Origin of the sequence: Caballeronia sp. LZ003 (genome assembly GCF_031451465.1) — a bacterium.
GTDB lineage: Bacteria > Pseudomonadota > Gammaproteobacteria > Burkholderiales > Burkholderiaceae > Caballeronia.
Window position 1 is genome coordinate 1,201,415 of sequence record NZ_JARUXJ010000001.1, and the last position, 26,475, is coordinate 1,227,889.

The window sequence follows — 26,475 nt, forward strand, 5'->3', positions numbered from 1 at the left end:
GATCAAGGATGTCTTCATTCGAAGCAAACTTCGACGGGCTGGTCGGCCCGACGCACAACTACGCGGGGCTGTCGTTCGGCAACGTCGCGTCGCGCAGCAACGAGAAGTCGGTGGCGAACCCGAAGGCCGCCGCGAAGCAGGGCTTGCGCAAGATGAAGCGGCTGGCGGACCTCGGCTTCAAGCAAGGCGTCTTGCCGCCGCTCGAACGGCCTTCCGTGCGTCTTCTGCGCGACGTCGGCTTTTCCGGCGACGATGCCACGGTCATCGCGCGCGCCGCTCGCGAAGCGCCCGAACTGCTGGCGGCGGCCAGTTCCGCATCGGCGATGTGGACCGCCAACGCCGCGACCGTCAGTCCTTCCGCCGATACCGCCGATGGCCGCGTCCACTTCACGCCCGCGAATCTCGCCGCGAAGCTGCATCGCGCGATCGAGCATGGCGAAACGCGCCGTTCGCTCGCCGCGATCTTCGTCGACGAAGCGCGCTTTCGCATTCATCACGCGCTGCCCGGCACGCCCGCGCTCGGCGACGAAGGCGCGGCGAATCACACGCGTTTTGCGCGCGAATATGGGGAGAAGGGCGTCGAGTTCTTTGTCTACGGACGCAGCGAATATGCGCAGGGACCGCAGCCGCAACGCTATCCCGCGCGGCAGACGCTGGAGGCGAGCCGGGCCGTCGCGCGTCTGCATGAACTCGATGAGTCGGCGACCGTTTTCGCGCAGCAATCGCCCGATGTGATCGATGCCGGCGTGTTCCACAACGATGTCATCGCGGTCGGCAATCGCACGACGCTGTTTTGCCATCAGCGCGCGTTCGTCGATCAACACCGCGTGTACGACGAACTGAGCGCGAAGCTCGCGGCGCGTGGCGCGGTCTTCACGGCGCTCGAAGTGCCGGAGAGCGAAGTGAGCGTCGCGGATGCGGTCTCGTCGTATCTTTTCAACAGTCAGTTGCTGTCGAACGTTCAGGGCAAGCAAGTGCTCGTCGTGCCGCAGGAATGCCGCGAGAACGAGCGCGTGGCCGCGTATCTGGATTCGCTGGGCGAGCGATCCACGCCGATCGACGAAGTGCTCGTCTTCGATCTGCGCGAGAGCATGAAAAACGGCGGCGGCCCGGCGTGTCTGCGCTTGCGCGTCGTGCTGAACGACGTGGAGCACGCGGCCGTCAATCGCGATGTTTGGATGAACGACGCGCTCTTCACCCGCCTCGATGCGTGGATCGACACACATTATCGCGATCGCCTCGCGCCCGCCGATCTCGCCGATCCGCAATTGCTCGATCAGTCGCGCACCGCGCTCGATGAATTGACGGCCATTCTCTCGCTCGGATCGATCTATGACTTCCAGCGCTGATGCCTTGCTGCTGAACGATTTTTTGCGCTTCACGCTGTCGGGCGCGCAGCCGTCGCAAACCTTCGGCGTCGCGCCTTCGGGCGTGCGCTGGACCTGGCAGGACGATGGCGTGCTGCTGCTCGAACCCGCGGCGAACGAGGCATCGCAAAGCGTGATTGCATCGGCGGGCATTCATGGCGATGAAACCGCGCCCATCGAAATGCTGTCGCGGCTTGTTGCCGATATCGCGAGCGGCGCGGCGCCACTTGCCGCGCGCATGCTGGTGATTCTCGGCAACATCGAGGCGATCAGCGCGGGTGAGCGGTATATCGACGACGATCTGAACCGGCTTTTTAGCGGCCGCCATGCGAAGTTCACGCAGAGCCGGGAAGCGCCTCGCGCGGCGTCGCTCGAAGCGAGTGCGTTGGCGTTCTTCGAGGGCGTCACGCATGCGCGATGGCATATCGACATGCACACGGCGATACGCGCCTCGGTATTCGAGCAGTTCGCCTTGCTGCCGCACACCGGCGCACCGCTCGCACGCGCGATGTTCGACTGGCTGCGCGATGCGCGCTTGCAGGCGGTGCTTTTGCATCGCGAGAAGAACAATACGTTCTCATACTTCACGGCGCAGGCTTGCAACGCGCTTGCCTGCACGCTGGAGCTCGGCAAGGTGCGTCCGTTCGGCGCGAACGATCTCACGCGTTTCGCGGCATCGGATGCGGCGTTGCGTCGTCTGGTAGGCGGTGAGCGGCCGGACGCGGATGCGCCTTTGCGCGTATTTTCCGTGGTCGCGCAGATCGACAAGCAAAGCGATGCGTTCGTGCTGAACGTAGCTGGCGACGTGCCGAATTTCACGGCGTTTCCGGCGGGCACCGAGCTCGCGCATGACGGTGATTACCGGTATCGCGTATCGCACGATGAAGAGCGGATCGTGTTTCCCAATGCTCGGGTCAAGGCGGGATTGCGCGCGGGGCTGATGGTCGTCGATACGACCGAGGCTACGCTAGCGGCGCTCGATTGAGCGCTGGCGTTTGCGGTGGCGCTTGCACGTTTGTCCGAGCGTCGAGTCGTGCTTGTGGCCACACATCGGTCGCGATTATTGGGCGGCACATCGCCGAGATGTCTATCGAGGTGGGTGGCACGCCTTCGCGATCTGTCGCGTGTTTGCACTTGTGCGTGGGCTTGCCCGTGCGTTTGCGTTTGGGCTCTAGCTTGAGCTTGCAGCACGCACCTGCCCGCGCACCCGGCCGTCCATTTGCACTTGCATGAACGCGACCGCCACTTGCAACTTTCCCGTCCACGTTATCTCCACAGTCTGTTGCCGCGACCGCGCTACAATCGCGGCCCTGTGTTTGATGCGGCGCAGCGATCATCGCCGAGACGTTTGAGCATGGCTTTCCGTGCCGCGATGCTTCGGACGCTGGCGGCATGCGGCATCTAACAGAGACGAACGAATCGAACTGGAAGGAGATGGACTTGATTAAACTGCAATGGCTCAATCGCAGGTTTGCCGCGTTCGCGCTCGTGAGCGTTTCCGCGGCGGCAGGCATGGCAACGCTCGACGCGCATGCCGCCGACAGCATGAAGGAACTGCGCTTCGGCGTGGAGGCGTCTTACGCGCCGTTCGAATCCAAGACGCCGTCGGGTGAACTGACGGGCTTCGATATCGACATCGGCAACGCGGTGTGCGCGAAGCTGAAGACGAAATGCGTGTGGGTCGAAAATTCGTTCGACGGCCTGATTCCGGCCTTGCAGGCGCGCAAGTTCGACGCCATCAACTCCGACATGACGATCACGGACAAGCGGCGCGTCGCGATCGACTTCACCGATCCCATTTATACGATTCCCAACCAGCTCGTCGCGAAGAAGGGCAGCACGATCCTGCCGAGCGTCGATGGTCTGAAGGGCAAGCGCGTGGGCGTGCTGCAAGGCTCGATTCAAGAGACATACGCGAAGGCGAAATGGGCGCCGGCGGGGATAGATGTCGAGTCGTATCAGGCGCAGGATCAGATCTACGCGGATCTCGCGACGGGCCGTCTGGATGCCGCGTTCCAAGATGCCGAGGCGGCATCGAAGGGCTTTTTGAAGCAGCCGCAAGGCGCGGGTTTCGCGTTCGCGGGACCGGCGGTGTCGGATAACAAGCTGCTCGGATCAGGCGTCGGCTTCGGCGTGCGCAAGAACGATAAGGCGCTGAAGGATGCGCTCAATCGCGCGCTGAAGGAGTTGAAGGACGATGGGAGCATCGACCGGTTCGCGGCCAAGTACTTCGATGTGAAAGTGGTTTTGAAGTAAGGCTTGGTCTTGCTTGAGAAAGCCCGTTTCTGGCGAAAGCGGAACGGGCTTTCGTACCTTACATCGCCCCAATCACCACCGTACAAGTCGTTCCCGCCGCGAGCAGCACGCCTTCCGGCACATCATCGATCTTCACGCGCACAGGCACGCGTTGCGCAAGCCGCACCCAGTTGAACGTCGGGTTCACATCCGCGAGCAACTCACGGCTTTGCGGATTGTCGCGATCGTAAATGCCGCGCGAAATGCTCTCGACGTGACCCGTGAGCTCGCCGCCGCTCATCAAACGAATCCGCGCCTTGTCGCCGATCTTCACATGTGGCAGCTTGGTCTCTTCGAAATAGCCATAGACCCAGAACGAATGACTATCGACGATGGCGAGCTTCGCCGCGCCCGCCGTCGCGTAATCGCCGCGATACACGTTCAGATTCGTCACGTAGCCATCCACCGGGGAAAACACCTTGGTGCGTTCCAGATTGAGCTTCGCGGCATCCAGCGCGGCGTTCGCCTGCTGCAACTGCGCCTCGGCAGTCGATGCCGTCTGCATGGAGTTCTCGCGTGCTTCCTTCGAGACGACCAGCGCGTCCATGTCCGCGCGACGCGCCGCATCGGCCCGGCGCATGCGCAACTCGGCCGCGCGCGCCGCGACGTTCGCCTGCGCCTGCTCGACGGCGATCTGGTAATGCGACGGGTCGATCTCCAGCAGCAAGTCGCCTTTCTTCACGAACTGATTGTCGTGCAACGGCATCTGCACGACCGCGCCCGACACGTCCGGCGCCACGTTGACCACATCGGCGCGCACCCGTCCATCGCGCGTCCACGGATCGTTCATGTAATGCACCCACAGCATGCGGCCGATGACGAGCGCCGCGGCGAAGATGGCTATCGTCATGACGAAGCCGACGAGTTTTCTGATCAGCATGATGCAACTCTCTTGAATATGTTGTTGGCGACGAAGCGGTCGAGAATCATCGATACACCGCGAGACCCAGCACGCCGCACACGCAGACGAGCAGGCTCGCGCGAAACAGCGCCGGATGCCAGACCACGCGATACAGTCCTGTCAGCGCCAGCACGCGGTCGATGATCCAGGTGACGAGCCCGCCCGCGAGGCACAGCAAAAGCAGCGTTGGCACGTAAGCTTCGAGAATCGCGGTATCACGCGGCATGGGACGCTCCTTCAGGCGAAATCGGTTGGAACGCTGCGAACGGCGATTCCGGGTCGAGCAGCGCGGTACGAATGAAATGCAGATGACTCACGATGCGTTGCAGCCGATGCCGCTCTTCACGCGGCGTATCCGAATCCGAAGCCTGCGAAGCAAGCCTGGCCTGCATCTCGTCGATGGCGTGTTCCGTCGCGACGAGCGCGCCATCGAAACGCGCTTGCCGTGGCCGATCGAAGAGCCGCGCCACCGCATCGAGCGTCGGGTTGACGACGCGTTCGAAGCCCGCCATTTCGCGTCGCAAATCGATCACCGCATTGCCGAATTCGAGCACCGCGAAGAGCCACTGCAAGGCCTCGCGTTGCAGCGCGGGCTTGTCGGAGGCGAGCGCGTTGATCTGCGAAAGCAGGTCGCGCGTGCGGCTTTCGAAATGCGTCGTCAGTTGCGCGAGACGTCCGCGCCGCGCGCTCACTACTTCGCGGCGCAGGTCCGCGAGCAGCAGACGGCGCAGCCACGGCGCATCGGTCGGCAGGAGCACGGCGAAGGCGATCGCGGAGACGATCATCGACAAGACGAGCGCGATGGCGTCGTTCATGAAGCCGGTCGGATCGTAATGCACGAGGTTGTCCGGCCCCGCGAGAAAGCAGAAGAAGATGCAGTAGCCGATGCCCACGCCCGCGAGCGAGCGACGCGTCGTCAAGAACGCGCCGAGCATGAGCGCGGGCACGAGCGCCGCGCACATCAGCACGAAGCCGTCGATATGCGGAAACACGCCGAACACGACGATCATGCCCGTGATGCTCGCGAGCGTCGTGCCGATAGCCATTTGCGCGGCCATCTGCGTCGGCCGTGGCGACGACGACGCCAGCGCGCATACGGCAGCGGCGTTGAGCACCATCGTGCCGCCGCTCGGCCACGCGCTCGCGATCCAGAACGCGCTCAGGACGAACATCACGACCGCGCCGCGCAGGCCGGAAACCGCGGCCGCGAGCAGATTGGTCTTGGGCACGTAACGCGCGACCCAGCGCTCGCGTTCATGCGACGGCGCCGCGAGCGACGCGTAGGTGTCGGCATACGCGAGCATGTCGTCGACGAAACGATAAAGCAGCTCGGTCGCGGTATCGAATTCGAGTGCGGTGAAGCCGGGCGCGGCTTCGAGCGAGATACGCGTCGCGCGCACGCGCTTGGGCAACGCGGCCTTGTAGTCGCGCAATTGCGCGGCGGCGTGCGCGGCGTCGGCAGCGTTGCGCACCGGCTCGCCCGCAATCAGCAACAGCGGCGGCACTTCGTGAATGAACGGTTCGAGCGCATCGATGGTCGTGCCCGACGCGTTTGCGCGCAGCCGGTTCATCAACTGATGCAGCGCGTGAAAACGCGTGGATGCGCTCATGAATTCGCTATTCAGCCGCGCGAGCCGCCCGCCGCGCCGCCGCGATTCGGGATGCTCGAAAATCGCGACACTGCGCGCCGCCTCGAAGCCGACGATATCCGCGACGAAGCTCAGATTGGTGCGTTCGATTTGCGCGCGCTCGAGCTTGCCGGACATCGCGTGACAGACGTAATCGACGAATTGCGTGAAGCGCCGTCGCACCGTGGTGCGGATCTGCTCGCCCGCGAGTTGCGGAAACACGAGCGCGCTCACGGCGCCCGCGCACACGATGCCGAGCGACACTTCGCCTACCCGCGTCAGGGCCGACAGATACGCGCCATCCGGATGCTGCGCCGCCGGTATGCCGATCAGCGCCGCCGTGTATCCCGCGAGCACGAAGCCATACGAGCGGAAGTTGCGATTGCGCGCCGCGCCCGCCGTGCAGATGCCGACCCAGAGCGCCGTCGCCGAGAGAAACAGCACTGGCTGCTGCGAGAACAGGCTGATGAATGCGAGCATGACGACGAGACCGACCATCGTGCCGCAGAAACGGTAGAAGCTCTTCGCGAGCACCATGCCGCTTTGCGGCTGCATCACGACGAAGACGGTGGTCATCGCGGTGCGCGGCTGCTGCATGTCGAGCCGCATGGCGATCCATAGCGCGACCAGCGCCGCCAGCACCGCCTTGAAAATGTAGATCCACGCGAGGCCGTCGGTGCGCGCCCAATCCGCGAAGGCGTTCACGAGCGATGCGCGCTTGTCGATGAGAACAGTGGCCATGAACGTTCTCCTCACTTCACCGAGGACGACGCGCCGAGCGACGAACCGAACGGGCCGATATGCTTCGCGGGCGCGAGCGCCGTTTCTTGCGGACCATTCGAGGGATCGTCGATACCGCCGCCGAGCGCGGAGGTGAGCGTTGCATAGGCTGCGAGCCGTTGCGCCCGCACGCGTGCTTCGCCGTCCTGCGCGCGCAGCAATTGCGCTTGCGCGATCAGCACGTTGACGTAATCGGTCAGGCCGCGCTTATAACCGGCGTTGGCGAGGTCGTAGTTCTTGCGTGCGGCGGCGACCGAGCGCCCCGACGCTTCCAGCTGCGTGTCGAGCGAACGCACGCGCACGACCTGATCGGCGATGTCCTTGAGCGCGGCGACGAGCGTCGCGTCGTAGTGATCGACGGCTACGTCGTATTGCGCCGACACCGCGCCGAGTTGCGAGCGCAGCCGTCCGCCTTCGAAGATAGGCAACGACAGCGCCGGGCCGAACGTATAACCCGTCGCCTTGCTCGTGAGGAAGCTGAGCAGCGCGCCGCCCGCGAAAGTCTGCGTGAGAGACGCCGCGAGATTGATGTTCGGATAGAACTCGGCCTTCGCGACATCGATACCGCGCGCTTGCGCCGCCACCATCCAGCGCGCCGCGACGATATCGGGCCGATGACCCACGAGTTCGGCGGGCAGCGACGAGGGCAAGGGCAGCGGCGTCGCGAGCGCGAGCGTGGGACGCGTGAGCGCATCGCCCGCGCCGGGACCTTCGCCTGCAAGCGCGGCGAGCTGATGGCGCGCGAGCTCAATCTCTTCCTGATAGATATCGACCTGACGCTCGTACTCGGGCAACGGCGTTTCGGCCTGACTCACTTCGAGCTGTGTGCCGATGCCGCCTTTTAAACGCCGCTCTGCGAGATCCGCGATGCGCTGCTGCTGCGCGAGCGTCTGTTGAGCGATATCGAGCAGCGCGAACGCCTGCGAAAAGCCGATGTAGGCGCGCACCACGTTGGTTTCGAGTTCGAGCTGGGCGGCGCGGGCATCGGCGGCGCGCACGTGGGCGACATCGAGCGCGCGTTGGGCGGCGTTATCGTCGCGGCCCCAGAGATCGAGGTCATAGGAGAGCGAAAGGCCGGCGGTGTCGTCCCACGTAGTCGTGCCGCCGTAGTAGCCGGGGCCGTAGAAGTCGTTCTCCGGCCAGTGCTTGCGTTGCAGGCTCATCGCGCCATCGACGTGCGGCAAAAGCGCCGAGCGCGCCACGCCGGCTTCCTCGCGCGCCTCGCGAACGCGTGCGGCGGCCATCGCCAGTGTCGGGTTGCCGCCGGTTGCGCGTGTAATCCAGGCATCGAGCTGCGGATCGCGATACGCGCGCCACCATTCCTGGTAGGGCCACGCGGCGTCCGCATTGGCGGCGCGAATGGCGTTGCCGACATCGAGCGTTGCCACGTCTTTCAGCGGATCCTGCGGCGCGACCTTGCCCGTACTTGCGCATCCGGCGATTGTTAAAGATGCCGTAAGAACCGCGGCATAAGCGGCGTAACTGAATGACCGGCTCCGCACGATTCCCTCCCAAAATTGAATAGAATTTGAGAGTGAATTATATTTTTGCAGGGATTGTCGAATAACCAGTAACGATGTAAAGCATTCTTACTGAGATTGCGATAATCGCTGTTACTGGTCATGTAACAATTCGATCTACACAAACGCCGAAAAACGGGAAAGCGTCATGGATACGCTCCAAAACATGCGCGTGTTCGCGCGCGTCGTCGAGGCGGGCAGTTTCACCGCCGCCGCGCAGCATCTCAATACGACCACCGCCTACGCGTCGCGCGCCGTGTCCGACCTCGAAGCGCATCTGCGCACGCGGCTGCTCAATCGCACGACGCGCCGAATCGCGCTAACCGAGGCGGGCGAGCGCTATTTGCAACGCTGCGAGCAGATTCTCGCTTACGTCGATCAGGCCGAAGCCGAAGCCAGCGACGCCCACGCGCGTCCGGCCGGCAAACTCAAGGTGCATTCGATGACGAGCTTCGGCGTGCACTATGTCGTGCCGATGATCTCGCGCTATCAGCAGCGTCATCCGTCCGTGCAGGTCGAGCTGACTTTGGCGCAACGCGTGCCGGATCTACTGGACGAGGGTTACGACGTGTCTGTGGTGCTGGCTTCTGAGTTGCCGGATTCCGCATTGGTGTCGGCGCGGCTCGGCACGGTGTTCAGCATTGCATGTGCGTCACCGGCGTATATCGAAAAGCACGGCACGCCGCATGTGTTGTCCGACCTGGTGCGCCACACCTGTCTGCAATTGATGACGCCCGTGTTTCCGCCCGACCGCTGGGTCTTCGACGGTCCGAACGGGCAGGAAACGGTCAGTCTCGGCGCTTCGCCCTTCACGGTGAACGTGGCCGACGCCATGGTGACGGCGATCCGGGAAAACATGGGCATCGGCGTATTGCCGACGTCCTCCGCGCTGCCCGCCTTGCGCGCAGGCACTTTGGTGCGTGTGCTGCCGCAATACACGATGCAGGAACTGACGGTCTACGCGCTGTACCCGTCGCGCCAGTATCTGGACGCCAAGATCCGCACGTGGGTGGAGTTTCTGCGCGAGGCGTTGCCCGACACGCTCGCCGCCGATTCCGAGTCGCTCAAGGAGTTCGTAGTAGGCTGAATATGCTTGCCGTCAGTGCTGTCGGCTCCGGCGCGCTGACCGAACTCCGGTTACGAATAAGCTGCGGCGCAACACTTGCTTACTCCTGATTCACCCGCATTTGCTACTGTCTGTCTACGTTCACTGCATTTAATTTTGGGGACTCGTCTGATGAGCACGCCACTTATGTTCGCTCTTGCCGCGCTTGTGTCGTTGATCGCCGTTCCGGCGTCGCGCGAGCTTTTCAATGCCATGCGTGCCCAGTCGGAAGAAGAGGCAAGAAAGCGCCTGATCCCGATTCGCGTCGAAAGCAACCGCGACCGGCGCACCCGCTGAATCTAAAAAAGCGCCTCCAGTGGCTCGATGAGCCGCGCTTCGTCCGTGGTGGCGCGGTTCACATCGGTTGAAACACGGTGCCAGACGAAGTGCGAAGCCGGCACGCCGTCGGATTTCACGAGCCGCGCCAAATCTTTCGCTGATGCGTCCGGGTCCAGCCAGCGCCGCGCCGTGGCTGCGGAGAAAACCAGCGGGCGGCGGTCGTGGACGTCCACGAGGCCTTCGTCGGCTGCTGCCGTGACGATCACGAAGCCCGCGCCGGGCTGCGCGGCGTCCTCCTCGCGCGTGATGCTCGTGAGCGCGGCGAGGAACATGGGCTCGCCGTCGGCGCGTCGAATGTAATACGGTTGCTTGAAGGGCTTCGCAGCGGCGGGTTTGGTCGCCAATTCGCCCGGACGCGGCTCGATTCGCCATTCGAACCAGCCATCCGCCGGCACGAGAATGCGCGCTTTTTTCCACAGATTGCGAAAATAGGCACTGGTCGACGCCGTCTCGACGCGCGCATTGATGGTCTGCGGCAACTTCTTTTGTATCGCCCACGGCGGGCAATATCCCCAATGCACAGCGCGAATCGATTCGTCGGGATAGACGGCGAGCGGATGCGTGCCCGGCGACAAGTTGTAGCCGGGTCGCCGGTCGGCGGCATCGACGAGTACGAACGGGTTCTTCAGATGCAGACGTTGCGCGTAATGCATCGGCAGTCGGTACTGGCTGATTCGGCCGCACATGGCTTGGCTCCCGTTATTCGCGTTGCTCCGTCAGATTTCGACGACCTTGTCCCAGGCGAACTGTTCGTTTTCCCAGCGCCCGGAGCGACGGTCGAAGTAGCCGCGCGGATTGCAGACCACGCGCGTCCCATTCGCCGTGTAGTCGAACGACGTATGCGTGTGGCCGTGAATCCAAAGCGCGGCGGGCGTGCGGGCGAGCGTCGGCAGATGATTGACGAAGCCCGCCGACACGATATCCGTTGCATACCGCTCGGACAGACTTTCGCGCAACGGCGCGTGATGCGTGACGACGATCGTCTGGCCCGCGAACGGTCTGGCCAATTCGTTTTCGAGCCACGCGCGCGCTTGCTCGTGCAGCGCGAGGGAATCTTCCGGCGCGAACGCGCGGGGTTCGCCGTCTTGCTCCGGCCACGCGAGCTGGATCAGCCCTCGATAATCCAGCATGGCCTTGATGCACGCTTCCTGCGCGCGGCCGATTTCTTCGTCGCTCGACCCGAACAGCGCGAAGTCGGTCCAGAGCGTCGTGCCGAGAACGCGCCACGCGCCGCGCCGGTCGACGAGCGCCGCGTTGTTCAGGTAATGCACGTTGTCCACGCTTTGCGCCGCGTCGAGCATGGCAACTTCCATCGCGCCGAATTCGGCGTCGTAGTACTCGTGATTGCCCGGCACATAGACGATAGGCACATCCGAACCGAAATTCTCCACCGCCCAACGCACGCCTTCCGCGTGATTGTGGATATCGCCCGCCAGCACGACGAGATCGGCTTCGGCATAAGGAATCGCGAGCGGCTCGTCGTTTTCCAGGTGCAGGTCCGACAGCACGCGTATCTTCATGCGATGTTCTCCTTCCTTGTCCCGGCTTGCGCCCAGCGCACGACCTTGCCCGGATTCATGCGATTCTCGGGATCGAGCGCGGCTTTGATGCTTTGCATGAGGCGCACCTCGACGGCCGATTTATAGTGCATCGCTTCGTCCACCTTCAGTTGCCCGAGACCGTGCTCGGCGCTGATACTGCCGCGATGCGCATGCACCTGGTCGTAGACGAGTGCGTTGATCGGCGTCTGGAACGCTTCGAGAAATTGCTTCTGATCGACGCCTTCGGGCGCCTGCACGTTGTAATGCAGATTGCCGTCGCCCAGATGTCCGAAGGTCACCATGCGCGCGCCGGGCGTGGCTCGAGCGATGATCGCGTCGGTTTCCTCGATAAAGCGGCCGATGCTCGAGATCGGCACCGCAATGTCATGTTTGATGTTCAGCCCTTCCTCCGCCTGCGCGAGCGGGATATGCTCGCGCAAGTCCCAGAATGCCTGCGACTGCGCGAGGCTTTCCGCGACCACGGCATCTTCGACGATACCTTCTTCCATAGCCTGTTCCATCAGCCTTTCGAAGAGCGCGCGGGCGTGTTCGTCGCTTTCGCTGTCGGAGAGTTCGAGCAGCACGGTTTGCGCGTGCGGTTCGCCGAACGGATAACGCAGTTGCGGAAAATGCCGGCCGACGAGGCGCATCGAGAAGTCGGACATGAGCTCGAAGCCGGTCAGGAGCGCACCTGCGTGACGTTGCGCCATTGCCAGGAAATCGAGTGCGGCGTGCGGCGAGGCAAGACCCGCGAGCGCCGTCACGCGCGCGACCGGCGCGGGATGCAGTTTCATCACCGCCGCCGTGATGATCCCGAGCGTGCCTTCCGCGCCGATGTACAGATCGCGCAGATCGTAGCCGGTGTTGTCCTTGCGCAAGCCGCGCAGGCCGTCCCAAATATCGCCTTGCGGCGTCACGACTTCGAGGCCCAGGCACAACTCGCGCGTGTTGCCGTAACGCAGAACGCCCGTGCCGCCCGCGTTGGTCGAGAGGTTGCCGCCGATCGTGCAACTGCCTTCGGCCGCGAGACTCAGCGCGAAGAGACGTTGTGCGCTTTCGGCGCGCGCCTGGACTTCGGCGAGCACGACGCCCGCTTCGACGGTAATGGTGTTGTTATGCGGATCGATACCGCGAATGCGGTTCAGGCGGCGCACGCTCAACACCGCTTGCGCGCCGCTCTCGTCGGGGGTTGCGCCGCCCGCGAGTCCCGTGTTGCCGCCTTGCGGCACGATGGCCACGCCGTGTTCATGCGCGAGTCCGACGACGGCGGCGACTTCCGCGGTGTCGGCGGGAAGCAGCACGGCGCATGCATTGCCGCGATAGCGCTTGCGCCAGTCGACGAGAAACGGCTCGGTGTCGTGATCGTGCGTAAGAACGTGGGACGCGCCGAGCAGTTCGGTGCAGGCGGCGATGAACGGGGCGTGAGAGGCAGTCATGGATGAGGGCAGATTGGACCGTGTAGCGTAGTCGACAGTATCGCGCAGCGGGGCGCGGCTTGCGCCTCGGCCGAATGGCGTAGGCCGCGCGCAGCGTTTCGATCCGTGCTAAAAAGCATCACGTCCGTATGGAAAAAAGCGAACGATTCAGCGTTTTCTTGCACGCGCCGCACGTTTGAAGGGGGCGACGAAGCCGAGCGCGCAGACGAAGAATGCGAACGCAAGCAAAGTTTCGAGCCAGGCGAGGCGCGCGGAGAGGCCGGTATCGGTCATGCCGCGCACGATGCCTTCGGCGAAGTAGAGCAAAACGAGCATCGAAGCCCATTGCAAGGTATAGACGTTGCGCTTGATGACACCGGGCAGCGCGCATGCAAGTGGCAGTGCTTTCAACGCGAGTGCCCATGCGCCGGGACGCAGCGGCGCGAGCCACAGCTCCCAGAGAAGCGAGAGCACGATGAGCGCGGCAAGACTCGTCAGCGCACCGATGGCAAGCGGCGCGTTCGTTCGCGGCTCGGTCAGCGAAGGTGCGGTCATGGCGGGCTTAAGCGGGTTCAAACGGACTTAAGCGGCCTTCGCGCCACGCACGAGGTCGAGCGCGGTGCGCGCGAGCCTTGCGCCGAGCGCGACGGCGAGCGCTTTCTCGTCGGCGGTGATGCCGTGCTGGCTGGCGTCGCCCGTGCGCGCATGATGCGATGCGCCGTAAGGCGTACCGCCGCTTTGCGTGGTAGTCAGGCGCGACTCGGTGTAAGGAATGCCGACGATCAGCATGCCGTGATGCAGGAGCGGCAGCATCATCGAGAGCAGCGTGGTTTCCTGGCCGCCGTGCAGGCTGCCGGTGGAGGTGAAGACACTCGCCGGCTTGCCCGCGAGCGCGCCGGACAGCCACTGCGGCGTGGTGCCGTCGAGGAAATATTTTAGCGGTGCGGCCATGTTGCCGAAGCGCGTGGGCGAACCGAGCGCAAGACCCGCGCATTCCTCCAGATCGCGCAGCTCGGCGTAAGGCGGGCCGTCGGCGGGAATGTCGGGCTGCGTGGCTTCGCAGACGGTGGAAACCGGCGGCACCGTGCGCACCCGCGCGGCCATGCCAGGAACGCTGTCGACGCCCTGGGCGATGGCGAGCGCAAGCTCGCGGGTCGCGCCGTGGCGGCTGTAGTAGAGCACGAGGATGTCGTTCATAAGGCTTTTTAGTGAACGGCTATTATAGGGATTAGCCTGTTTTTAGGGGCGCGCAGGGCAATAGCCTCACGCGGCCTCGCTTGGGAGAATGCGTTTGCGGCACGTTTTCATCGATCTCGCGGCAGTCAAGCGTCTCGCCGGTTTCGTCGCGCGGCGTCTTGGCGAGGATCGCGTCGCGCAGGTGGCGGGCAGTCTCACGTTCACGAGCGTACTGTCCGTCGTGCCGCTCGCAACCGTCGCGTTCGCGCTCTTCACCGCGTTTCCCATTTTCGGTTCGTTCCAGTCGTCGTTGCAGGACTTCCTTGCGGCGCATTTAATGCCGACGCAGATCAACACGCAGATCTTCAACTATCTGAACCAGTTTGCCGCGAAAGCGAAGGGCCTGACCACGGTCGGCCTCATTATCCTGTTCGTCACCTCGGTGATGACCATGATGACGATCGAATCGGCGCTCAACGTCATCTGGCGCGTGAAGAAGGCGCGCCCGTTCGCGCAACGCGTCATGGTCTATTGGGCCATCATCACACTCGGGCCTATTCTCTTCGGCTGCAGTCTGTCCATCTCGTCCTACGTGTTCGCGCATTCGATCGCGTTCGCGGGGTCGCACAATCTCATGCCGCCTATCGTCGAATGGGCGCTCACGGGCGTTTCGTTGCCGCTCACGGTGTTTGCCTTCACCATCATTTACGTGTTCATGCCGAACTGCAAGGTCGAATGGCGCGATGCCGTCATCGGCGGGCTGATTGCAGCGGTGGCGTTCGAACTGGGCAAGCGCGGCTTCGGCTACTACGTGCGGCGCATTCCCACTTATACCGCCGTGTATGGCGCGTTCGCCGCGCTGCCGGTGTTTCTGCTGTGGGTCTATCTCTGCTGGATGATCGCGCTCGTCGGAGCAATGGTGACGTCCGCGTTGCCGGCCATTCGCATCGGGCAATATCATCGGCGCGACTTTCCGGGCAGCGACTTGCTTTACGCGCTCGAAATACTCGCGCGACTCGTCGAATTGCGCGACGAAGGCAAGCCTGGCTACACGGCGATGGAACTCGCCAAGATGGCGCGTTGCGATCTGGATACCTCCACGCGCCTGATCACGCGGCTCGATGCGCTCGGCTGGATCGGCCGGCTCGAAGACTCGAAGATGCCGCGTTTCGTGTTGATCGCCAACCCGGCGCACATCACCATGACCATGCTGTTCGACCAGTTCGTGATCGACCGGGAGGAACTGGATTATCAATTGCGTCTCGATGCCACGCATCTCGATCGCACGGCGCTGATGGAAGCGCTCGAAAACGACAGGCTCGAAGCCACGCTCAACTCGCTCGTTGCGGCGCGCGCGGCTGCGCTCACGAACCCGCGCCTGCTCGAAACACCGCGTTCTTCCATGCCGCAACAACCGGCCTGAGCACACGGTTCAAAGCGAGATCCTGCCGATGCAGATGTCCTTGAACATTACCCAGTCGCCCATCAGGCTATAGACCGGATGGCGAAAGGTGGCAGGGCGGTTCTTTTCGAAAAAGAAGTGGCCGATCCACGCAAAGCCGTAGCCGCAGATCACGGCGGCCGGCAGCCAGAGCCAGTCGCCGGTGGCGATGGCCATGGCAATGCAGCCAATCACGCCGAGTGAGCCTAAAAAGTGCAGCCTGCGCGATGTCAGATTGCGATGCTCGTCCAGATAGTACGGATAGAACTCGGCGAAGTTCGCGAAGTGTTCTCCGTGTGTCGTCTGCGCCATGATCGCCTCCCGGTCGATGCGGTGCCTTCCACCTGACGAAAGCGCCAGCAAGATTCATTCTGCGACGGTGCGCGTGGTGGTGCAAGCGATGCAAGGCTTTGACGCGCGAGGCTTTAACTTCTTGCAAACCACGCGCTCACCGGTTTTTCCATGCACTTCGGTGCCAAGACAAACGACGCGTCCGGTTACCCGGCTATGTGCGCAAAATCGTCACTCGGACCTAAAGCACCTACCGCTTCCCCACACCCTTCGGCGCCAAACGAACGACGCGTCCGGTTACCCGGCTATGTGCGCAAAATCGTCACTCGGACCTAAAGCACCTACCGCTTCCCCACACCCTTTGGCGCCAAGACAAACGACGCGTCCGGTTACTCGGCTATCCGCGCAAAATCGTCACTCGGACCTAAAGCGCTTACCGCTTCCCCACACATTTCGGCGCCAAGACAAACGACGCGTCCGGTTCCTCGGCCAACAGCGCAGAATCGTCAATCGGTTCGAAAGCGCTTACCGTTCCCCCGCACACTTCAGCGCGAACGCAAACAACGTGTCCAGCACGGCATCCGGTTGCTCGGCCATCAGCGCATGACCGCCGTCCAGTTCGACCGCGCTCACCGTTGCGCCCGCACGCTTCATCGCGTCAACGAGCGGGCGGGAGGCGCGCGGCGGCGTCATTACATCGCGCTTGCCGCTCAGTATGAGTACCGGACACTGCACCGTTGCAGCGCGTTCGAGCGCATCCGCGTAACCGTTGCACGCGCTGAAATCGGTGTGAAAAAGCTGCGCCTCGCCTTGAGCGCTGATGCGTTCCATCAGGCGCTGGTTGACGCCTCGCAACCAGAATCCGGGCGCCGGAGCCGACGGTTTCGCGGCGATGGTCGAATGCGACCATTGGTTGACCATATCGATCGCTTCCGGCTCGTGTTCGCGCGCGGCATCGAGAAGCATGTCGGAGACGGCCATCGGTGCGGCCGTGCTGACGAGCGCCAGTCCATGCGCGCGGGCCGGATGGCGCGCGGCGGCATCGAGCGCGATCAGCGAACCCATGCTGTGCCCGACGAAAATGGCCTTGTCCGTATGGGCTGCATCGAGAAGGTGAATCGTCCAGTCGGCGAGCGCGGCGATGGTGCTCAACGCGGGCCCGGCGCTACGGCCATGCGCGGGCAGGTCGGGCGCGAGCACGCCGAAACCGTGATGCGCGAAGTAACGCGTCTGCAAGCCCCAAACGCTGTGATCGTGCTGCGCGCCGTGCAGGAAGACGATCGTTGGCCTGGCGGCATCGAACGGTTTGCCACCGGTGTAGGCATAGGCCGGGCGCCCGGCGATATCGAACATCATGCGCGGCTCCCAAGCTGCGCGGCGCGTGAGCCTTCGCTGCTTTTGCCGCTCTCTGCGCTTTCGGCCGCCTTTTGCGCTGCCTTGAGCCCGCGTTTGAGATCGTCGATGAGATCGTCCGCATCTTCCAGTCCGATAGACAAACGAATACGTCCCGGACCGATACCCGCCGCAGCGAGCGCCGCCGCGTCCATGCGAAAGTGCGTGGTCGAGGCGGGATGGATGACGAGCGAGCGCGCATCGCCGACATTGGCGAGATGCGAAAACAGCGTCAGCGACTCGATGAACTTGCGCGCCGCCGGCACGCCGCCACGCAGATCGAAGCTGAACACCGCGCCCGCACCGCGCGGCAGAAGCCTCTTGGCGAGCGCATGGTCGCGATGCGTCGGCAGTTCGGGATAAGCCACGCCTTCGACTGCCGGCGAACTCAGCAGGAATTCGATCACCTTGCGCGTATTAGCAACGTGCCTATCCATGCGTAACGGCAAGGTTTCGATGCCTTGAAGCAACTGCCACGCAGCCTGCGGATGCAGACACGCGCCGAAGTCGCGCAGCCCTTCGCGCCGCGCGCGCAACAGGAACGGCGCAACCGTGCTTTCCTCGGCGAAGACCATGCCATGAAAGCCGTCGTAAGGCTGGGTGAATTCGGGAAAGCGTCCGCTCGCCGCGAAGTCGAACGTGCCGCCATCCACCAGCACGCCGCCGATGGTCGTACCATGACCGCCCAAAAATTTGGTCGCGGAGTGGTAGACCAGGTCGGCGCCGTGTTCGAGCGGTCGCAGCAGGTAAGGCGTGGTGAAGGTGGAATCCACGAGCAGCGGCGCGCCGTGCTCATGCGCGATCTCCGCGACGCCCGCGATATCGAGCACGTCGAGTCCCGGATTGCCGAGCGTTTCGCCGAAGAAGAGGCGCGTTTCCGGAAGCGCCGCTTGACGCCACGCATCGAGATCGTGCGGCGCGACGAAGGTGGTCTCTATCCCGAAGCGCCGCAGCGTGTAGTGCAGCAGATTGTGCGAGCCACCATACAGCGCGCTCGATGCCACGACGTGCGAGCCCGCGCCCATCAGTGTGGCGATGGCCAGATGCAGCGCCGCCTGGCCGCTCGCCGTGCCGATTGCACCCGCGCCGCCTTCCAGCGCCGCCACGCGTTCCTCGAAAACCGCCACCGTCGGGTTCGAGATGCGGGAATAGACATGCCCCGAGCGCTCCATGTTGAAGAGCGCGGCGGCGTGATCGGTATCGCGGAAAGTGAACGACGTGGTCTGGTAGATCGGCGTGGCGCGCGCCCCGGTCACGGGGTCGGGCGCGGCGCCCGCGTGCAGCGCGAGCGTGTCGAAGCGGTTGGCGGGCATGGTTGGCGGCCTGTGTGGAGCAGGTCAGGAAAATAGCGGTCGATCATCGTAACATCCGCCTCGCGCGGGAAAACTTAGGGCGAACACGCGCGCATCGAATGGGAGATCGGCCCGCAAAGCCTTATCCGAATGGCCAGACAAGGCTGCTTTGCTTTCTTTTTGCGGGCCTTTCCGATAGCATCGAAACATGGTTTCAAGAACGTTCGGCAATTGAACAGGCATTTCGCGAGGAGACAGTCATGCGAGTCAGCGACATTCTGAAAGTAAAGGGCAACGCGCTATTCACGGTCACGCCCGACACGCCGCTCGCCGAAGCAATCGACGCCATGGCGGCGCATGACATCGGCTCGCTCGTCGTCATGGAATACGGCGATCTGGCCGGCATGCTTACCTTCCGCGAAATCATCGTCACCTTGCGCGACAACGGCGGCAGCGTCGGCACAACGAGCATCCGCAAGATCATGGACGACCATCCGCTCACCTGCACGCCGGAAACGGACGTCAACGAAGTGCGGCGCATGATGCTCGAGCATCACGTGCGTTACTTGCCGGTCATGGAGAATCGCGCGCTGATGGGCGTGATCTCGTTTTATGATGTCGCGCGCGCGGTCGTCGAGGAACAAGGCTTCGAGAATCGCATGCTGAAAGCGTATATACGCGACTGGCCTGAGCAACAGGAAGAAGCGCGCTGAGCACCTGCCCGATCCAACGCTTCGACGCTTCGCGTGACACCCCATGGAAGCGCGCCCCGGTGGCGCGCTTTTTTTCGTCCGGCTCGAACGCCTTTGCAGGCTTCGAGCTTCTTTTCCCGTGACATCCGCATTCGATCGCGCGGCGCCATCCAAGCCCGGTTCGCGATCAACTCCGGATCAATTTTTGTAGATAGCCATGAGTAGTGAAAATCCGTCGCGTGCCTCGTCGCGCGCATCCCGCGCCGCACGCCACGAAGAGAAAGGCCAGTTCGGTCTTTTGCGCGAACGCCGTTTCGCGCCGTTCTTCTGGACGCAGTTTCTAGGCGCGATGAACGACAACGTCTTCAAGGTCGGCTTCACGTCGCTCGTCACGTTTCAGGCGGCGCGCTTTTCCGGCGTCGATCCGGGCACGGCCGCGTTCCTCATTTCGGCCATCTTCATCGTGCCGTTCGTGCTGTTCTCCGCGACCTCAGGCCAGATCGCCGACAAATACGACAAGGCCACGCTCGCGCGCCTGGTCAAGAGCTTCGAGATTCTCGTCATGTTGATCGGCGGCGCGGGCTTCGTGCTCCACAGCGCGCCGCTTTTATACGTCTGCACATTTCTGATGGGCGTGCACTCCACGGTGTTCGGGCCGGTGAAGTATGCGTATCTGCCGCAGCATCTGGAGGCTTCCGAACTCGTCGGCGGCAACGGGCTCGTGGAAATGGGCACATTCGTCGCGATTCTCATCGGCACGATCGTCGGCGGGGCGGCGGCGGGTGCGGTCGAACACGGGGCGATGGTGCTCGCGGCGGCGTGTCTCGCGTTCGCGATCATCGGGCGCGTCGTATCGAGCTTCATTCCGAAGTCCAAGGCGTCGCAGCCGGATTTGCGCATCAACTGGAATCCGGTCTCGGAGACGTGGCGCAATCTCAAGCTCGCGAAAGCCGACCGTACCGTGTTCTTGAGCCTGCTCGGCATTTCATGGCTGTGGTTCGTCGGCGCGACTTTTCTCACGTCGTTCTTCAACTTCGCGAAGGACGTGCTCTCCGCGAACCCCGATGTCGTCACCATTCTCCTCGCGACGTTTTCGCTCGGCATCGGCACGGGTTCGCTCTTGTGCGAGAAGCTGTCGAAGCGGCGCGTCGAGATCGGACTGGTGCCGCTCGGGTCCATCGGCATCAGCGTGTTCGCCATCGATCTGTTCTTTGCCAGTCATCGGATTGCGCCGGCGGGGCATCTGCTCGGCGTTGCGGAGTTTCTGCTCGCGTTGCCGCACTGGCGCATTCTCGCGGACCTCTTTCTCCTTGCCATGTTCGGCGGCTTCTACAGCGTGCCGCTCTACGCGCTAATTCAGGCGCGCAGCCAGCCGACGCATCGGGCGCGCATCATCGCCGCGAACAATATCCTGAACTCGTTCTTCATGATTGTCTCGGCGTTGATGGCGCTCGGGCTCACGGCGCTCGGCGTCGGCATTCCCGGGCTCTTTCTCGCGACCGCGCTGCTCAACGTGGTTGTCGCCGTGTACATCTATTCGCTCGTGCCGGAGTTTTTGCTGCGCTTCATGGCCTGGGTGCTGGTGCATACGTTCTACCGCATTCGTCTCGTGGATGCCGAGCGCATTCCATCGCGCGGCGCGGCGGTGCTGGTGTGCAATCACGTCAGTTTCGTCGATGCCATCGTCATCATGGCCGAAAGTCCGCGCCCAATCCGCTTCGTGATGGATCACCGCATCTTTCGCTCGCCGGTGATCGGCTGGCTGTTCCGCCATGTGAAGGCGATTCCGATCGCGCCCGCGCACGAAGACGCGGAATTGCTCGAACGCGCATACCAGGAATGCGCCGAAGCGCTCGAAGAGGGCGAGCTCGTGTGCATCTTTCCCGAAGGCAAACTCACGCGTACGGGCGAGATCAATCCGTTCAGGCACGGCATTTCGCAGATCCTGCGGCGGCATCCGGCGCCGGTCGTGCCGGTCGCGCTGCGAGGCTTGTGGGGCAGCGTGTTTTCGCGTCATGAAGATGCGCGCTGGCCGCGGCCTATCCAACGCGGCGTCATGACCTGCCTGACGCTGGCGGTAGGCAAACCGATCGCGCCGGAAGAGGCGACGCCGGAACGTTTGCAGCAGATCGTGACGGCGTTGCGCGGGGCGCGGCGCTAGATGCCACTGGCATAATGTCGGTTTCCCCGGCACTTTTCTAAGGTCGACGCTCATGTCCGGCAATACCCTTGGCACGCTTTTCACCGTCACCAACTTCGGCGAGTCGCACGGACCGGCGATCGGCTGCGTGATCGACGGCTGCCCGCCCGGCATGGCCCTGACCGAGGCCGATATCCAGGTCGAACTGGACCGCCGCCGTCCCGGCACGTCGCGCCACGTGACGCAGCGCCAGGAAGCGGATCAGGTCGAGATTCTCTCGGGCGTGTTCGAAGGCGTGACCACCGGCACGCCCATCGCGCTGCTTATCCGCAATACGGATCAGCGCAGCAAGGACTACGGCAATATCGTCGAAACCTTCCGCCCCGGTCACGCCGATTACACCTACTGGCAGAAATACGGCGTGCGCGACTATCGCGGCGGTGGCCGTTCGTCGGCGCGTCTGACGGCGCCGACAGTCGCGGCAGGCGCGGTCGCGAAGAAATGGTTGCGCGAAAAGTTCGGCGTGGAAACGCGCGGCTACATGAGCGCGCTCGGCGAGATTCCCATTCCGTTCGTCGGCTGGGAACATGTGCGCGAGAACCCGTTCTTCGCGCCGAATGCCGACGTGGTGCCGCAGCTCGAAGCGTACATGGACAATTTGCGGCGCGACGGCGACTCGGTCGGCGCGCGCATCGAAGTGGTCGCGAGCGGCGTGCCGGTCGGCTTGGGCGAGCCGCTTTACGATCGACTCGATGCGGACATCGCCAAGGCGATGATGGGCCTGAATGCAGCGAAGGGCGTCGAGATCGGCGCGGGCTTCGCGAGCGTGGCGCAACGCGGTTCGCAGCATGGCGACGAGATGACGCCCGAAGGTTTCGCGACCAACAATGCGGGCGGCATTCTCGGCGGCATTTCGAGCGGGCAGGACATCACCGTGTCGATTGCGATCAAGCCGACATCGAGCATTCGCACGGCGCGTCAGTCGATCGACAAATCGGGCGCGCCCGCGACTGTCGAGACCTTCGGCCGTCACGATCCGTGCGTGGGGATCCGCGCGACGCCTATCGCCGAGGCGCTGCTTGCGCTCGTGCTAATGGACCACGCGCTGAGGCATCGTGCGCAGAACGGCGATGTCGTCGTCGGCACACCGAAGATTGCGGCGCATACGCCGGCTAGTTGATCGCGCTTTGATTGCGCTTTTCTGAACGGCAGGCTTGACCGCGCCGGCGTTATCCTCGCCGATAAAAGCACGGCGCCGGTTCAAGACCGGCGCCGTACGACAGCCGCGCCCACGCGCGGCCCACCATCTCACCCGATTACATATTCGGGTAATTCGGCCCGCCGCCGCCTTCAGGCGTCACCCACACGATATTCTGCGTTGGGTCCTTGATATCGCATGTCTTGCAATGCACGCAGTTTTGCGCGTTGATCTGCAGACGTTCGCCGCCATCGTCCGTCTTCACGAACTCGTACACCGCTGCCGGGCAATAACGTCCTTCCGGACCTGCATAGGTCCGCAAATTCACGTTCACCGGCACGCTCGGGTCTTTCAGCGTCAGATGCGCCGGCTGATTCTCTTCGTGATTCGTGTTCGAAATGAACACCGACGAAAGCCTGTCGAACGTCAGCTTGCCATCCGGCTTCGGATAAACGATCGGCTTGCTCTGCGACGCGGGCTTCAGCATCTCGTGATCCCAATGCTGATGATGCAGCGTCCACGGCACGTTGCCGCCCATGACCTTCTGTTCCAGCCCGACCATGAACGTGCCGAGGTACAGGCCCTTGCTCATCCACTGCTTGAAATTGCGCGCGCGATGCAGTTCGGTCTTGAGCCAGGAAGTATCGAAGGCTTCTGGATACGCGCTCAACTCGTCGCTCTGACGGCCCGCCTGCACCGCGTCGAAGGCGGCTTCGGCGGCCATCTTGCCGGACTTGATCGCCGCGTGGCTGCCCTTGATGCGCGATGCGTTCAAAAAGCCCGCGTCGTCGCCGGCCAGCGCGCCGCCCGGAAACACGAGCTTTGGCAACGACATCAGGCCGCCCGCGGTAATGGCGCGCGCGCCGTAGGAAATGCGCTTGCCGCCTTCGAGGAACGGGCGAATGGCCGGATGCGTCTTGTAGCGCTGAAACTCTTCGAACGGCGAAAGATACGGGTTTGAATAGCCGAGTCCGACCACAAAGCCCACCATCACCTGATTGTTGTCCATGTGATAAAGGAACGAGCCGCCGTACGTGTCGGGATCGAGCGGCCAGCCCGCCGTGTGGATAACGAGCCCCGGCTTGTGCTTGACGGGATCGATCTCCCACAATTCCTTGATGCCGATGCCATATACCTGCGGATCGGCATTCTGATTGAGCTTGAACTTGTCCATCAACTGACGGCCGAGATGCCCGCGCGCGCCTTCGCAGAATAACGTGTACTTCGCGTGCAATTCCATGCCGAGCTGGAAGTTCTCGGTCGGCTCGCCATCCTTGCCGATGCCCAGATTGCCGGTGACGACGCCTTTCACCGCGCCACTGTCGCTGTACAGCACTTCGGCGGCCGGAAAGCCCGGGAAGATCTCGACGCCCAGTTCCTCCGCCTGCGCGCCCAACCAGCGCGTGACGTTGGCGAGACTCACGACGTAGTTGCCGTGATTCTTGAAGTTGTCGGGAAGCAGCCAGTTCGGCACCTGCTTCGCGCTGTCCTGCGTGAGAAAGAGGAAGCGGTCTTCGGTCACTTCGACGTCGAGCGGTGCGTTTTTTTCCTTCCAGTCGGGGATGAGTTCGGACAGACCGCGCGGGTCCATGACCGCGCCCGACAAAATGTGCGCGCCGATCTCCGAACCTTTTTCCAGCACGCACACGCCGATTTCGACGCCTTTTTCCTGCGCAAGCTGCTTTAACCGGATAGCCGCCGACAAACCGGCTGGCCCGCCGCCGACGATGACGACGTCGTATTCCATCGATTCGCGGGGACCGTACTGCTCGATAAGGCTCGCCGGGGTCATCAATGCTCCTCTGTACCGTTAGAATGGCCTTTTAAGATCGCGTATTGTCAGCGAACGTCAGGCAGGCTGCAACCGACCTTGTCTGATCGAGTACGATCGTACTATTCTAGACGGCGCCGCGAAATCGGTGTCGATGCCACTAGCGGACTGGCGCATGCCGCGTGCCGCGTAAGGCCGAATCAACCGTAAAAGAAGGAAGCACAATGGGCCGTTCGATCAATCTGGAAGGCAAGGTCGCGCTGATTACCGGCGCGTCCAGTGGACTTGGAAAGCGTTTTGCGCAAGTACTGTCGCAAGCCGGCGCGAAAGTGGTGCTGGCGAGCCGCCGCACCGAGCGTCTCAAGGAATTGCGCGCGGAAATCGAGGCATCGGGTGGCGCGGCGCATGTCGTGTCGCTGGACGTGACCGACTATCAGAGCATCAAGTCCGCGGTCGCGCATGCGGAGACGGAAGCCGGTACCATCGACATCCTCGTGAATAATTCGGGTGTGTCGACCACGCAGAAGCTGACCGACGTCACGCCCTCCGACTACGAATACGTCTTCGGCACCAATGTGCGCGGCGCGTTTTTCGTGGCGCAGGAAGTGGCCAAGCGCATGATCATGCGCGGCAGCGGCGCGGCCAAGCCGGCGTATCGCATCATCAACGTGGCTTCGGTGGCGGGACTGCGCGTGTTTCCGCAGATCGGCCTCTACGCCATGAGTAAGGCGTCGGTCGTGCAGATGACCAAGGCCATGGCGCTCGAATGGGGCCGCCACGGCATCAATGTGAACGCCATCTGCCCGGGTTATATCGACACCGAAATCAATCACCATCACTGGAAAACCGAGCAAGGCCAGAAGCTCGTGTCGATGCTGCCGCGCCGCCGCGTGGGTTCGCCCGGCGACCTCGACGGCCTTCTGCTCTTACTCGCCGCCGACGAATCGCAGTTCATGAACGGCGCGGTCATCTCGGCGGACGACGGTTTTTCGCTCTGAGCGCGCGCGCTTTCTCGAACAGGCAAACATGAGCAACAACCCTTTTCACACCGTCTTCGAACTTTCCATGCCTATCCGTTGGGGTGACATGGACGCCTTCGGGCACGTCAACAACACCGTCTACTTCCGCTACATGGAGCAGGTGCGAATTTCGTGGTTCGAAGAGCTCGGCATCGTCGGATCGAACGCCGAGGGACAAGGGCCGGTGATCGTCAATGCGTCGATGGAATTCCTGCAGCAACTGCATTATCCGGGCAACGTGATCGGCCGCATGTCGGTCGGCAAGCCTGGACGCAGCAGCCTGGAAACGCACTTCGAGCTGTATCGCGACGACGCGCCCGGTGAGCTCTTTGCAAAGGGCGCGGCCAAGATCGTGTGGGTGGATTACAAGGCGGGCAAGTCCGTGCCGCTGCCGGACTTGCTTCGTCAGATCATCGAGACGGCTGCGCCCGCACTATGAGCGTGCGCGCTCAGTTGCCGAGCAGGCGCTGCAGCAACTCCGTCGCGTTGCCCGTATCGTATTTGCGCATGAGCCGCGCGCGGTAGATATCGACCGTGCGCGGGCTGATGTCGAGCACGCGGCCAATTTGTTTGCTCGTCTTGCCGGTCACGAGTTGCGCGGCGATCTCCCTTTCGCGCGGCGTCAGTTCTATGGCCACACGCCGCGTCGCGCTCAAATCCTCGAAAGTCCAGACGCCCGCCGCATGCGGTGCGTCGCGCTCCAGCGCGCGGCCGGTGACGTGGCACCAGAACATTTCCCCATCCGAGCGCTTCATGATGCGATCGTCGCTGTAGGTGCCTTGCGTGCTGATATGCGCGGCAATACGCTCGCCGATGCGCGCAAACTCGTCCGGACTCGGATAAAGCACCTGAAACGACTCGCCAATGAGCGCCGCGCGCTCGAAGCCGAACATGGCGCAGACTTGCTCGTTGCAGTCCTCGATGATGCGCTCGCGCGAAAGCACGAGGCCAACGGGCGCGAGATGAAACGCGGTTTGGTAGTCCAGTTCAGGCATGAGGAAAAGGTGCGCCCGTGCTTCGCTCCCGGACGGAACCAAAGGGCGCGGGCAAAGACTTATGTATTTTTGCGTATTGTGCCGGATGGATCGCTAAGCGTAATCTTTGCCCAAGTCTAAACGCCGCCCTGCATGCCACGGCGGCCAAGAAAAGCCGGTTTTCAGTCGGGTTCACAA

At 63.0% G+C, this 26,475-nt stretch carries 25 protein-coding genes; 11 read left to right on the forward strand and 14 right to left on the reverse strand.

Going from position 1 to position 26,475, the window contains the following annotated elements; genetic code table 11:
- Window positions 1–8: 8 nt before the first annotated feature.
- From astB to QCE79_RS05565, 3 genes are all read left to right on the forward strand, one after another.
- Window positions 9–1,349 (forward strand): N-succinylarginine dihydrolase, encoded by a 1,341-nt coding sequence (gene astB, locus QCE79_RS05555; protein ID WP_309842528.1) that lies wholly within the window; start codon window positions 9–11, stop codon window positions 1,347–1,349.
- Complete coding sequence (gene astE / locus QCE79_RS05560; RefSeq protein ID WP_309842531.1) at window positions 1,333–2,352, forward strand: succinylglutamate desuccinylase; 1,020 nt, start codon at window positions 1,333–1,335, stop codon at window positions 2,350–2,352. Before astB ends, astE begins: the two co-directional genes overlap by 17 nt.
- Window positions 2,353–2,810: 458 nt before the next feature.
- Complete coding sequence (locus QCE79_RS05565; protein ID WP_309845207.1) at window positions 2,811–3,623, forward strand: ABC transporter substrate-binding protein; 813 nt, start codon at window positions 2,811–2,813, stop codon at window positions 3,621–3,623.
- Window positions 3,624–3,681: 58 nt separating this feature from the next.
- Here the strand turns inward: QCE79_RS05565 and QCE79_RS05570 are convergent, their stop codons facing one another.
- From QCE79_RS05570 to QCE79_RS05585, 4 genes are read right to left on the reverse strand one after another with little or no spacing between them, the layout of a single operon-like run.
- Window positions 3,682–4,542 (reverse strand): HlyD family secretion protein, encoded by an 861-nt coding sequence (locus tag QCE79_RS05570; RefSeq protein ID WP_309842534.1) that lies wholly within the window; start codon window positions 4,540–4,542, stop codon window positions 3,682–3,684.
- 46 nt (window positions 4,543–4,588) lie between these two features.
- Window positions 4,589–4,789, reverse strand: a complete 201-nt coding sequence (locus tag QCE79_RS05575; protein ID WP_250464390.1) for a DUF1656 domain-containing protein — start codon at window positions 4,787–4,789, stop codon at window positions 4,589–4,591.
- Window positions 4,779–6,932 carry an FUSC family protein gene (locus QCE79_RS05580; protein ID WP_309842536.1) on the reverse strand — a complete coding sequence of 718 codons (2,154 nt, stop codon included), beginning with the start codon at window positions 6,930–6,932 and terminating at the stop codon, window positions 4,779–4,781. The genes QCE79_RS05575 and QCE79_RS05580 overlap by 11 nt, the downstream gene beginning before the upstream one ends.
- 11 nt (window positions 6,933–6,943) lie before the next feature.
- Complete coding sequence (locus QCE79_RS05585) at window positions 6,944–8,473, reverse strand: efflux transporter outer membrane subunit (RefSeq protein WP_309842538.1); 1,530 nt, start codon at window positions 8,471–8,473, stop codon at window positions 6,944–6,946.
- A 166-nt stretch (window positions 8,474–8,639) separates the two neighbouring features.
- On the opposite strand from QCE79_RS05585, the gene QCE79_RS05590 reads away from it, so the two are divergent.
- Together QCE79_RS05590 and QCE79_RS05595 are read left to right on the forward strand one after the other, a co-directional pair.
- Window positions 8,640–9,578, forward strand: coding sequence for a LysR family transcriptional regulator (locus QCE79_RS05590; protein ID WP_244827676.1), 939 nt, complete (start codon window positions 8,640–8,642; stop codon window positions 9,576–9,578).
- Between the two features lie 165 nt (window positions 9,579–9,743).
- On the forward strand, window positions 9,744–9,893 hold the full coding sequence (locus QCE79_RS05595; protein WP_309842543.1) for a hypothetical protein: 150 nt from the start codon (window positions 9,744–9,746) through the stop codon (window positions 9,891–9,893).
- Window positions 9,894–9,895: 2 nt separating this feature from the next.
- On the opposite strand, the gene QCE79_RS05600 is transcribed toward QCE79_RS05595, so the two are convergent.
- The 5 genes from QCE79_RS05600 to wrbA all read right to left on the reverse strand — a co-directional run bounded on the left by QCE79_RS05600 (window position 9,896) and on the right by wrbA (window position 14,088).
- A complete protein-coding gene (locus tag QCE79_RS05600) occupies window positions 9,896–10,621 on the reverse strand; it encodes an SOS response-associated peptidase (RefSeq protein ID WP_309842545.1) in 726 nt (241 codons plus the stop codon).
- Between the two features lie 30 nt (window positions 10,622–10,651).
- A complete protein-coding gene (locus QCE79_RS05605; protein WP_250525710.1) occupies window positions 10,652–11,455 on the reverse strand; it encodes a metallophosphoesterase in 804 nt (267 codons plus the stop codon).
- Window positions 11,452–12,912, reverse strand: a complete 1,461-nt coding sequence (locus QCE79_RS05610) for an FAD-binding oxidoreductase (protein WP_309842550.1) — start codon at window positions 12,910–12,912, stop codon at window positions 11,452–11,454. The genes QCE79_RS05605 and QCE79_RS05610 overlap by 4 nt, the downstream gene beginning before the upstream one ends.
- Window positions 12,913–13,059: 147 nt before the next feature.
- Complete coding sequence (locus QCE79_RS05615) at window positions 13,060–13,446, reverse strand: DUF2069 domain-containing protein (protein ID WP_250464400.1); 387 nt, start codon at window positions 13,444–13,446, stop codon at window positions 13,060–13,062.
- Window positions 13,447–13,473: 27 nt separating this feature from the next.
- Window positions 13,474–14,088, reverse strand: a complete 615-nt coding sequence (gene wrbA, locus QCE79_RS05620) for an NAD(P)H:quinone oxidoreductase (RefSeq protein ID WP_244827682.1) — start codon at window positions 14,086–14,088, stop codon at window positions 13,474–13,476.
- A gap of 94 nt (window positions 14,089–14,182) precedes the next feature.
- Between wrbA and QCE79_RS05625 the strand changes: the two genes are divergently transcribed.
- Window positions 14,183–15,490, forward strand: coding sequence for a YihY family inner membrane protein (locus QCE79_RS05625; RefSeq protein ID WP_404989076.1), 1,308 nt, complete (start codon window positions 14,183–14,185; stop codon window positions 15,488–15,490).
- A gap of 9 nt (window positions 15,491–15,499) precedes the next feature.
- Here the strand turns inward: QCE79_RS05625 and QCE79_RS05630 are convergent, their stop codons facing one another.
- The 3 genes from QCE79_RS05630 to QCE79_RS05640 form a co-directional block, all read right to left on the reverse strand.
- On the reverse strand, window positions 15,500–15,820 hold the full coding sequence (locus QCE79_RS05630) for an Mpo1-like protein (protein WP_244827684.1): 321 nt from the start codon (window positions 15,818–15,820) through the stop codon (window positions 15,500–15,502).
- Window positions 15,821–16,324: 504 nt separating this feature from the next.
- The gene (locus QCE79_RS05635; protein WP_309842557.1) at window positions 16,325–17,155 is read right to left on the reverse strand and encodes an alpha/beta hydrolase; all 831 of its coding nucleotides are present in this window, start codon (window positions 17,153–17,155) and stop codon (window positions 16,325–16,327) included.
- Window positions 17,152–18,504: an O-acetylhomoserine aminocarboxypropyltransferase gene (locus tag QCE79_RS05640; RefSeq protein ID WP_309842559.1), complete on the reverse strand. Its 1,353-nt coding sequence runs from the start codon at window positions 18,502–18,504 to the stop codon at window positions 17,152–17,154. Before QCE79_RS05640 ends, QCE79_RS05635 begins: the two co-directional genes overlap by 4 nt.
- A 239-nt stretch (window positions 18,505–18,743) precedes the next feature.
- On the opposite strand from QCE79_RS05640, the gene QCE79_RS05645 reads away from it, so the two are divergent.
- The 3 genes from QCE79_RS05645 (at window position 18,744) to aroC (ending at window position 22,495) form a co-directional block, all read left to right on the forward strand.
- Window positions 18,744–19,196 carry a CBS domain-containing protein gene (locus QCE79_RS05645; protein WP_244827687.1) on the forward strand — a complete coding sequence of 151 codons (453 nt, stop codon included), beginning with the start codon at window positions 18,744–18,746 and terminating at the stop codon, window positions 19,194–19,196.
- 196 nt (window positions 19,197–19,392) lie between these two features.
- On the forward strand, window positions 19,393–21,336 hold the full coding sequence (locus tag QCE79_RS05650) for an MFS transporter (protein ID WP_309842563.1): 1,944 nt from the start codon (window positions 19,393–19,395) through the stop codon (window positions 21,334–21,336).
- A gap of 52 nt (window positions 21,337–21,388) precedes the next feature.
- A complete protein-coding gene (gene aroC / locus QCE79_RS05655) occupies window positions 21,389–22,495 on the forward strand; it encodes a chorismate synthase (RefSeq protein ID WP_250464408.1) in 1,107 nt (368 codons plus the stop codon).
- Between the two features lie 136 nt (window positions 22,496–22,631).
- Here aroC and QCE79_RS05660 read toward each other — a convergent pair whose 3' ends face one another.
- Complete coding sequence (locus tag QCE79_RS05660; RefSeq protein ID WP_250464410.1) at window positions 22,632–24,305, reverse strand: electron transfer flavoprotein-ubiquinone oxidoreductase; 1,674 nt, start codon at window positions 24,303–24,305, stop codon at window positions 22,632–22,634.
- A 203-nt stretch (window positions 24,306–24,508) separates the two neighbouring features.
- Between QCE79_RS05660 and QCE79_RS05665 the strand changes: the two genes are divergently transcribed.
- Together QCE79_RS05665 and QCE79_RS05670 are read left to right on the forward strand one after the other, a co-directional pair.
- Entirely contained in the window at window positions 24,509–25,282 is a 774-nt protein-coding gene (locus tag QCE79_RS05665; protein WP_244827691.1) for an SDR family oxidoreductase, read from the forward strand.
- Between the two features lie 28 nt (window positions 25,283–25,310).
- Complete coding sequence (locus QCE79_RS05670; protein WP_250464412.1) at window positions 25,311–25,742, forward strand: thioesterase family protein; 432 nt, start codon at window positions 25,311–25,313, stop codon at window positions 25,740–25,742.
- A 10-nt stretch (window positions 25,743–25,752) separates the two neighbouring features.
- Here the strand turns inward: QCE79_RS05670 and QCE79_RS05675 are convergent, their stop codons facing one another.
- Entirely contained in the window at window positions 25,753–26,298 is a 546-nt protein-coding gene (locus tag QCE79_RS05675; protein ID WP_250464414.1) for a LuxR C-terminal-related transcriptional regulator, read from the reverse strand.
- Window positions 26,299–26,475 lie beyond the last annotated feature (177 nt).

Coding starts and splice junctions, on each gene's coding strand:
- astB (WP_309842528.1), top strand. CDS start 9: ATGTCTTCATTCGAAGCAAACTTCGACGGGCTGGTCGGCCCGACGCAC.
- astE (WP_309842531.1), top strand. CDS start 1,333: ATGACTTCCAGCGCTGATGCCTTGCTGCTGAACGATTTTTTGCGCTTC.
- QCE79_RS05570 (WP_309842534.1), bottom strand. CDS start 4,542: ATGCTGATCAGAAAACTCGTCGGCTTCGTCATGACGATAGCCATCTTC.
- QCE79_RS05575 (WP_250464390.1), bottom strand. CDS start 4,789: ATGCCGCGTGATACCGCGATTCTCGAAGCTTACGTGCCAACGCTGCTT.
- QCE79_RS05580 (WP_309842536.1), bottom strand. CDS start 6,932: ATGGCCACTGTTCTCATCGACAAGCGCGCATCGCTCGTGAACGCCTTC.
- QCE79_RS05590 (WP_244827676.1), top strand. CDS start 8,640: ATGGATACGCTCCAAAACATGCGCGTGTTCGCGCGCGTCGTCGAGGCG.
- QCE79_RS05595 (WP_309842543.1), top strand. CDS start 9,744: ATGTTCGCTCTTGCCGCGCTTGTGTCGTTGATCGCCGTTCCGGCGTCG.
- QCE79_RS05600 (WP_309842545.1), bottom strand. CDS start 10,621: ATGTGCGGCCGAATCAGCCAGTACCGACTGCCGATGCATTACGCGCAA.
- QCE79_RS05605 (WP_250525710.1), bottom strand. CDS start 11,455: ATGAAGATACGCGTGCTGTCGGACCTGCACCTGGAAAACGACGAGCCG.
- QCE79_RS05610 (WP_309842550.1), bottom strand. CDS start 12,912: ATGACTGCCTCTCACGCCCCGTTCATCGCCGCCTGCACCGAACTGCTC.
- QCE79_RS05615 (WP_250464400.1), bottom strand. CDS start 13,446: ATGACCGCACCTTCGCTGACCGAGCCGCGAACGAACGCGCCGCTTGCC.
- wrbA (WP_244827682.1), bottom strand. CDS start 14,088: ATGAACGACATCCTCGTGCTCTACTACAGCCGCCACGGCGCGACCCGC.
- QCE79_RS05630 (WP_244827684.1), bottom strand. CDS start 15,820: ATGGCGCAGACGACACACGGAGAACACTTCGCGAACTTCGCCGAGTTC.
- QCE79_RS05635 (WP_309842557.1), bottom strand. CDS start 17,155: ATGATGTTCGATATCGCCGGGCGCCCGGCCTATGCCTACACCGGTGGC.
- QCE79_RS05640 (WP_309842559.1), bottom strand. CDS start 18,504: ATGCCCGCCAACCGCTTCGACACGCTCGCGCTGCACGCGGGCGCCGCG.
- QCE79_RS05645 (WP_244827687.1), top strand. CDS start 18,744: ATGCGAGTCAGCGACATTCTGAAAGTAAAGGGCAACGCGCTATTCACG.
- QCE79_RS05650 (WP_309842563.1), top strand. CDS start 19,393: ATGAGTAGTGAAAATCCGTCGCGTGCCTCGTCGCGCGCATCCCGCGCC.
- aroC (WP_250464408.1), top strand. CDS start 21,389: ATGTCCGGCAATACCCTTGGCACGCTTTTCACCGTCACCAACTTCGGC.
- QCE79_RS05660 (WP_250464410.1), bottom strand. CDS start 24,305: ATGACCCCGGCGAGCCTTATCGAGCAGTACGGTCCCCGCGAATCGATG.
- QCE79_RS05665 (WP_244827691.1), top strand. CDS start 24,509: ATGGGCCGTTCGATCAATCTGGAAGGCAAGGTCGCGCTGATTACCGGC.
- QCE79_RS05670 (WP_250464412.1), top strand. CDS start 25,311: ATGAGCAACAACCCTTTTCACACCGTCTTCGAACTTTCCATGCCTATC.
- QCE79_RS05675 (WP_250464414.1), bottom strand. CDS start 26,298: ATGCCTGAACTGGACTACCAAACCGCGTTTCATCTCGCGCCCGTTGGC.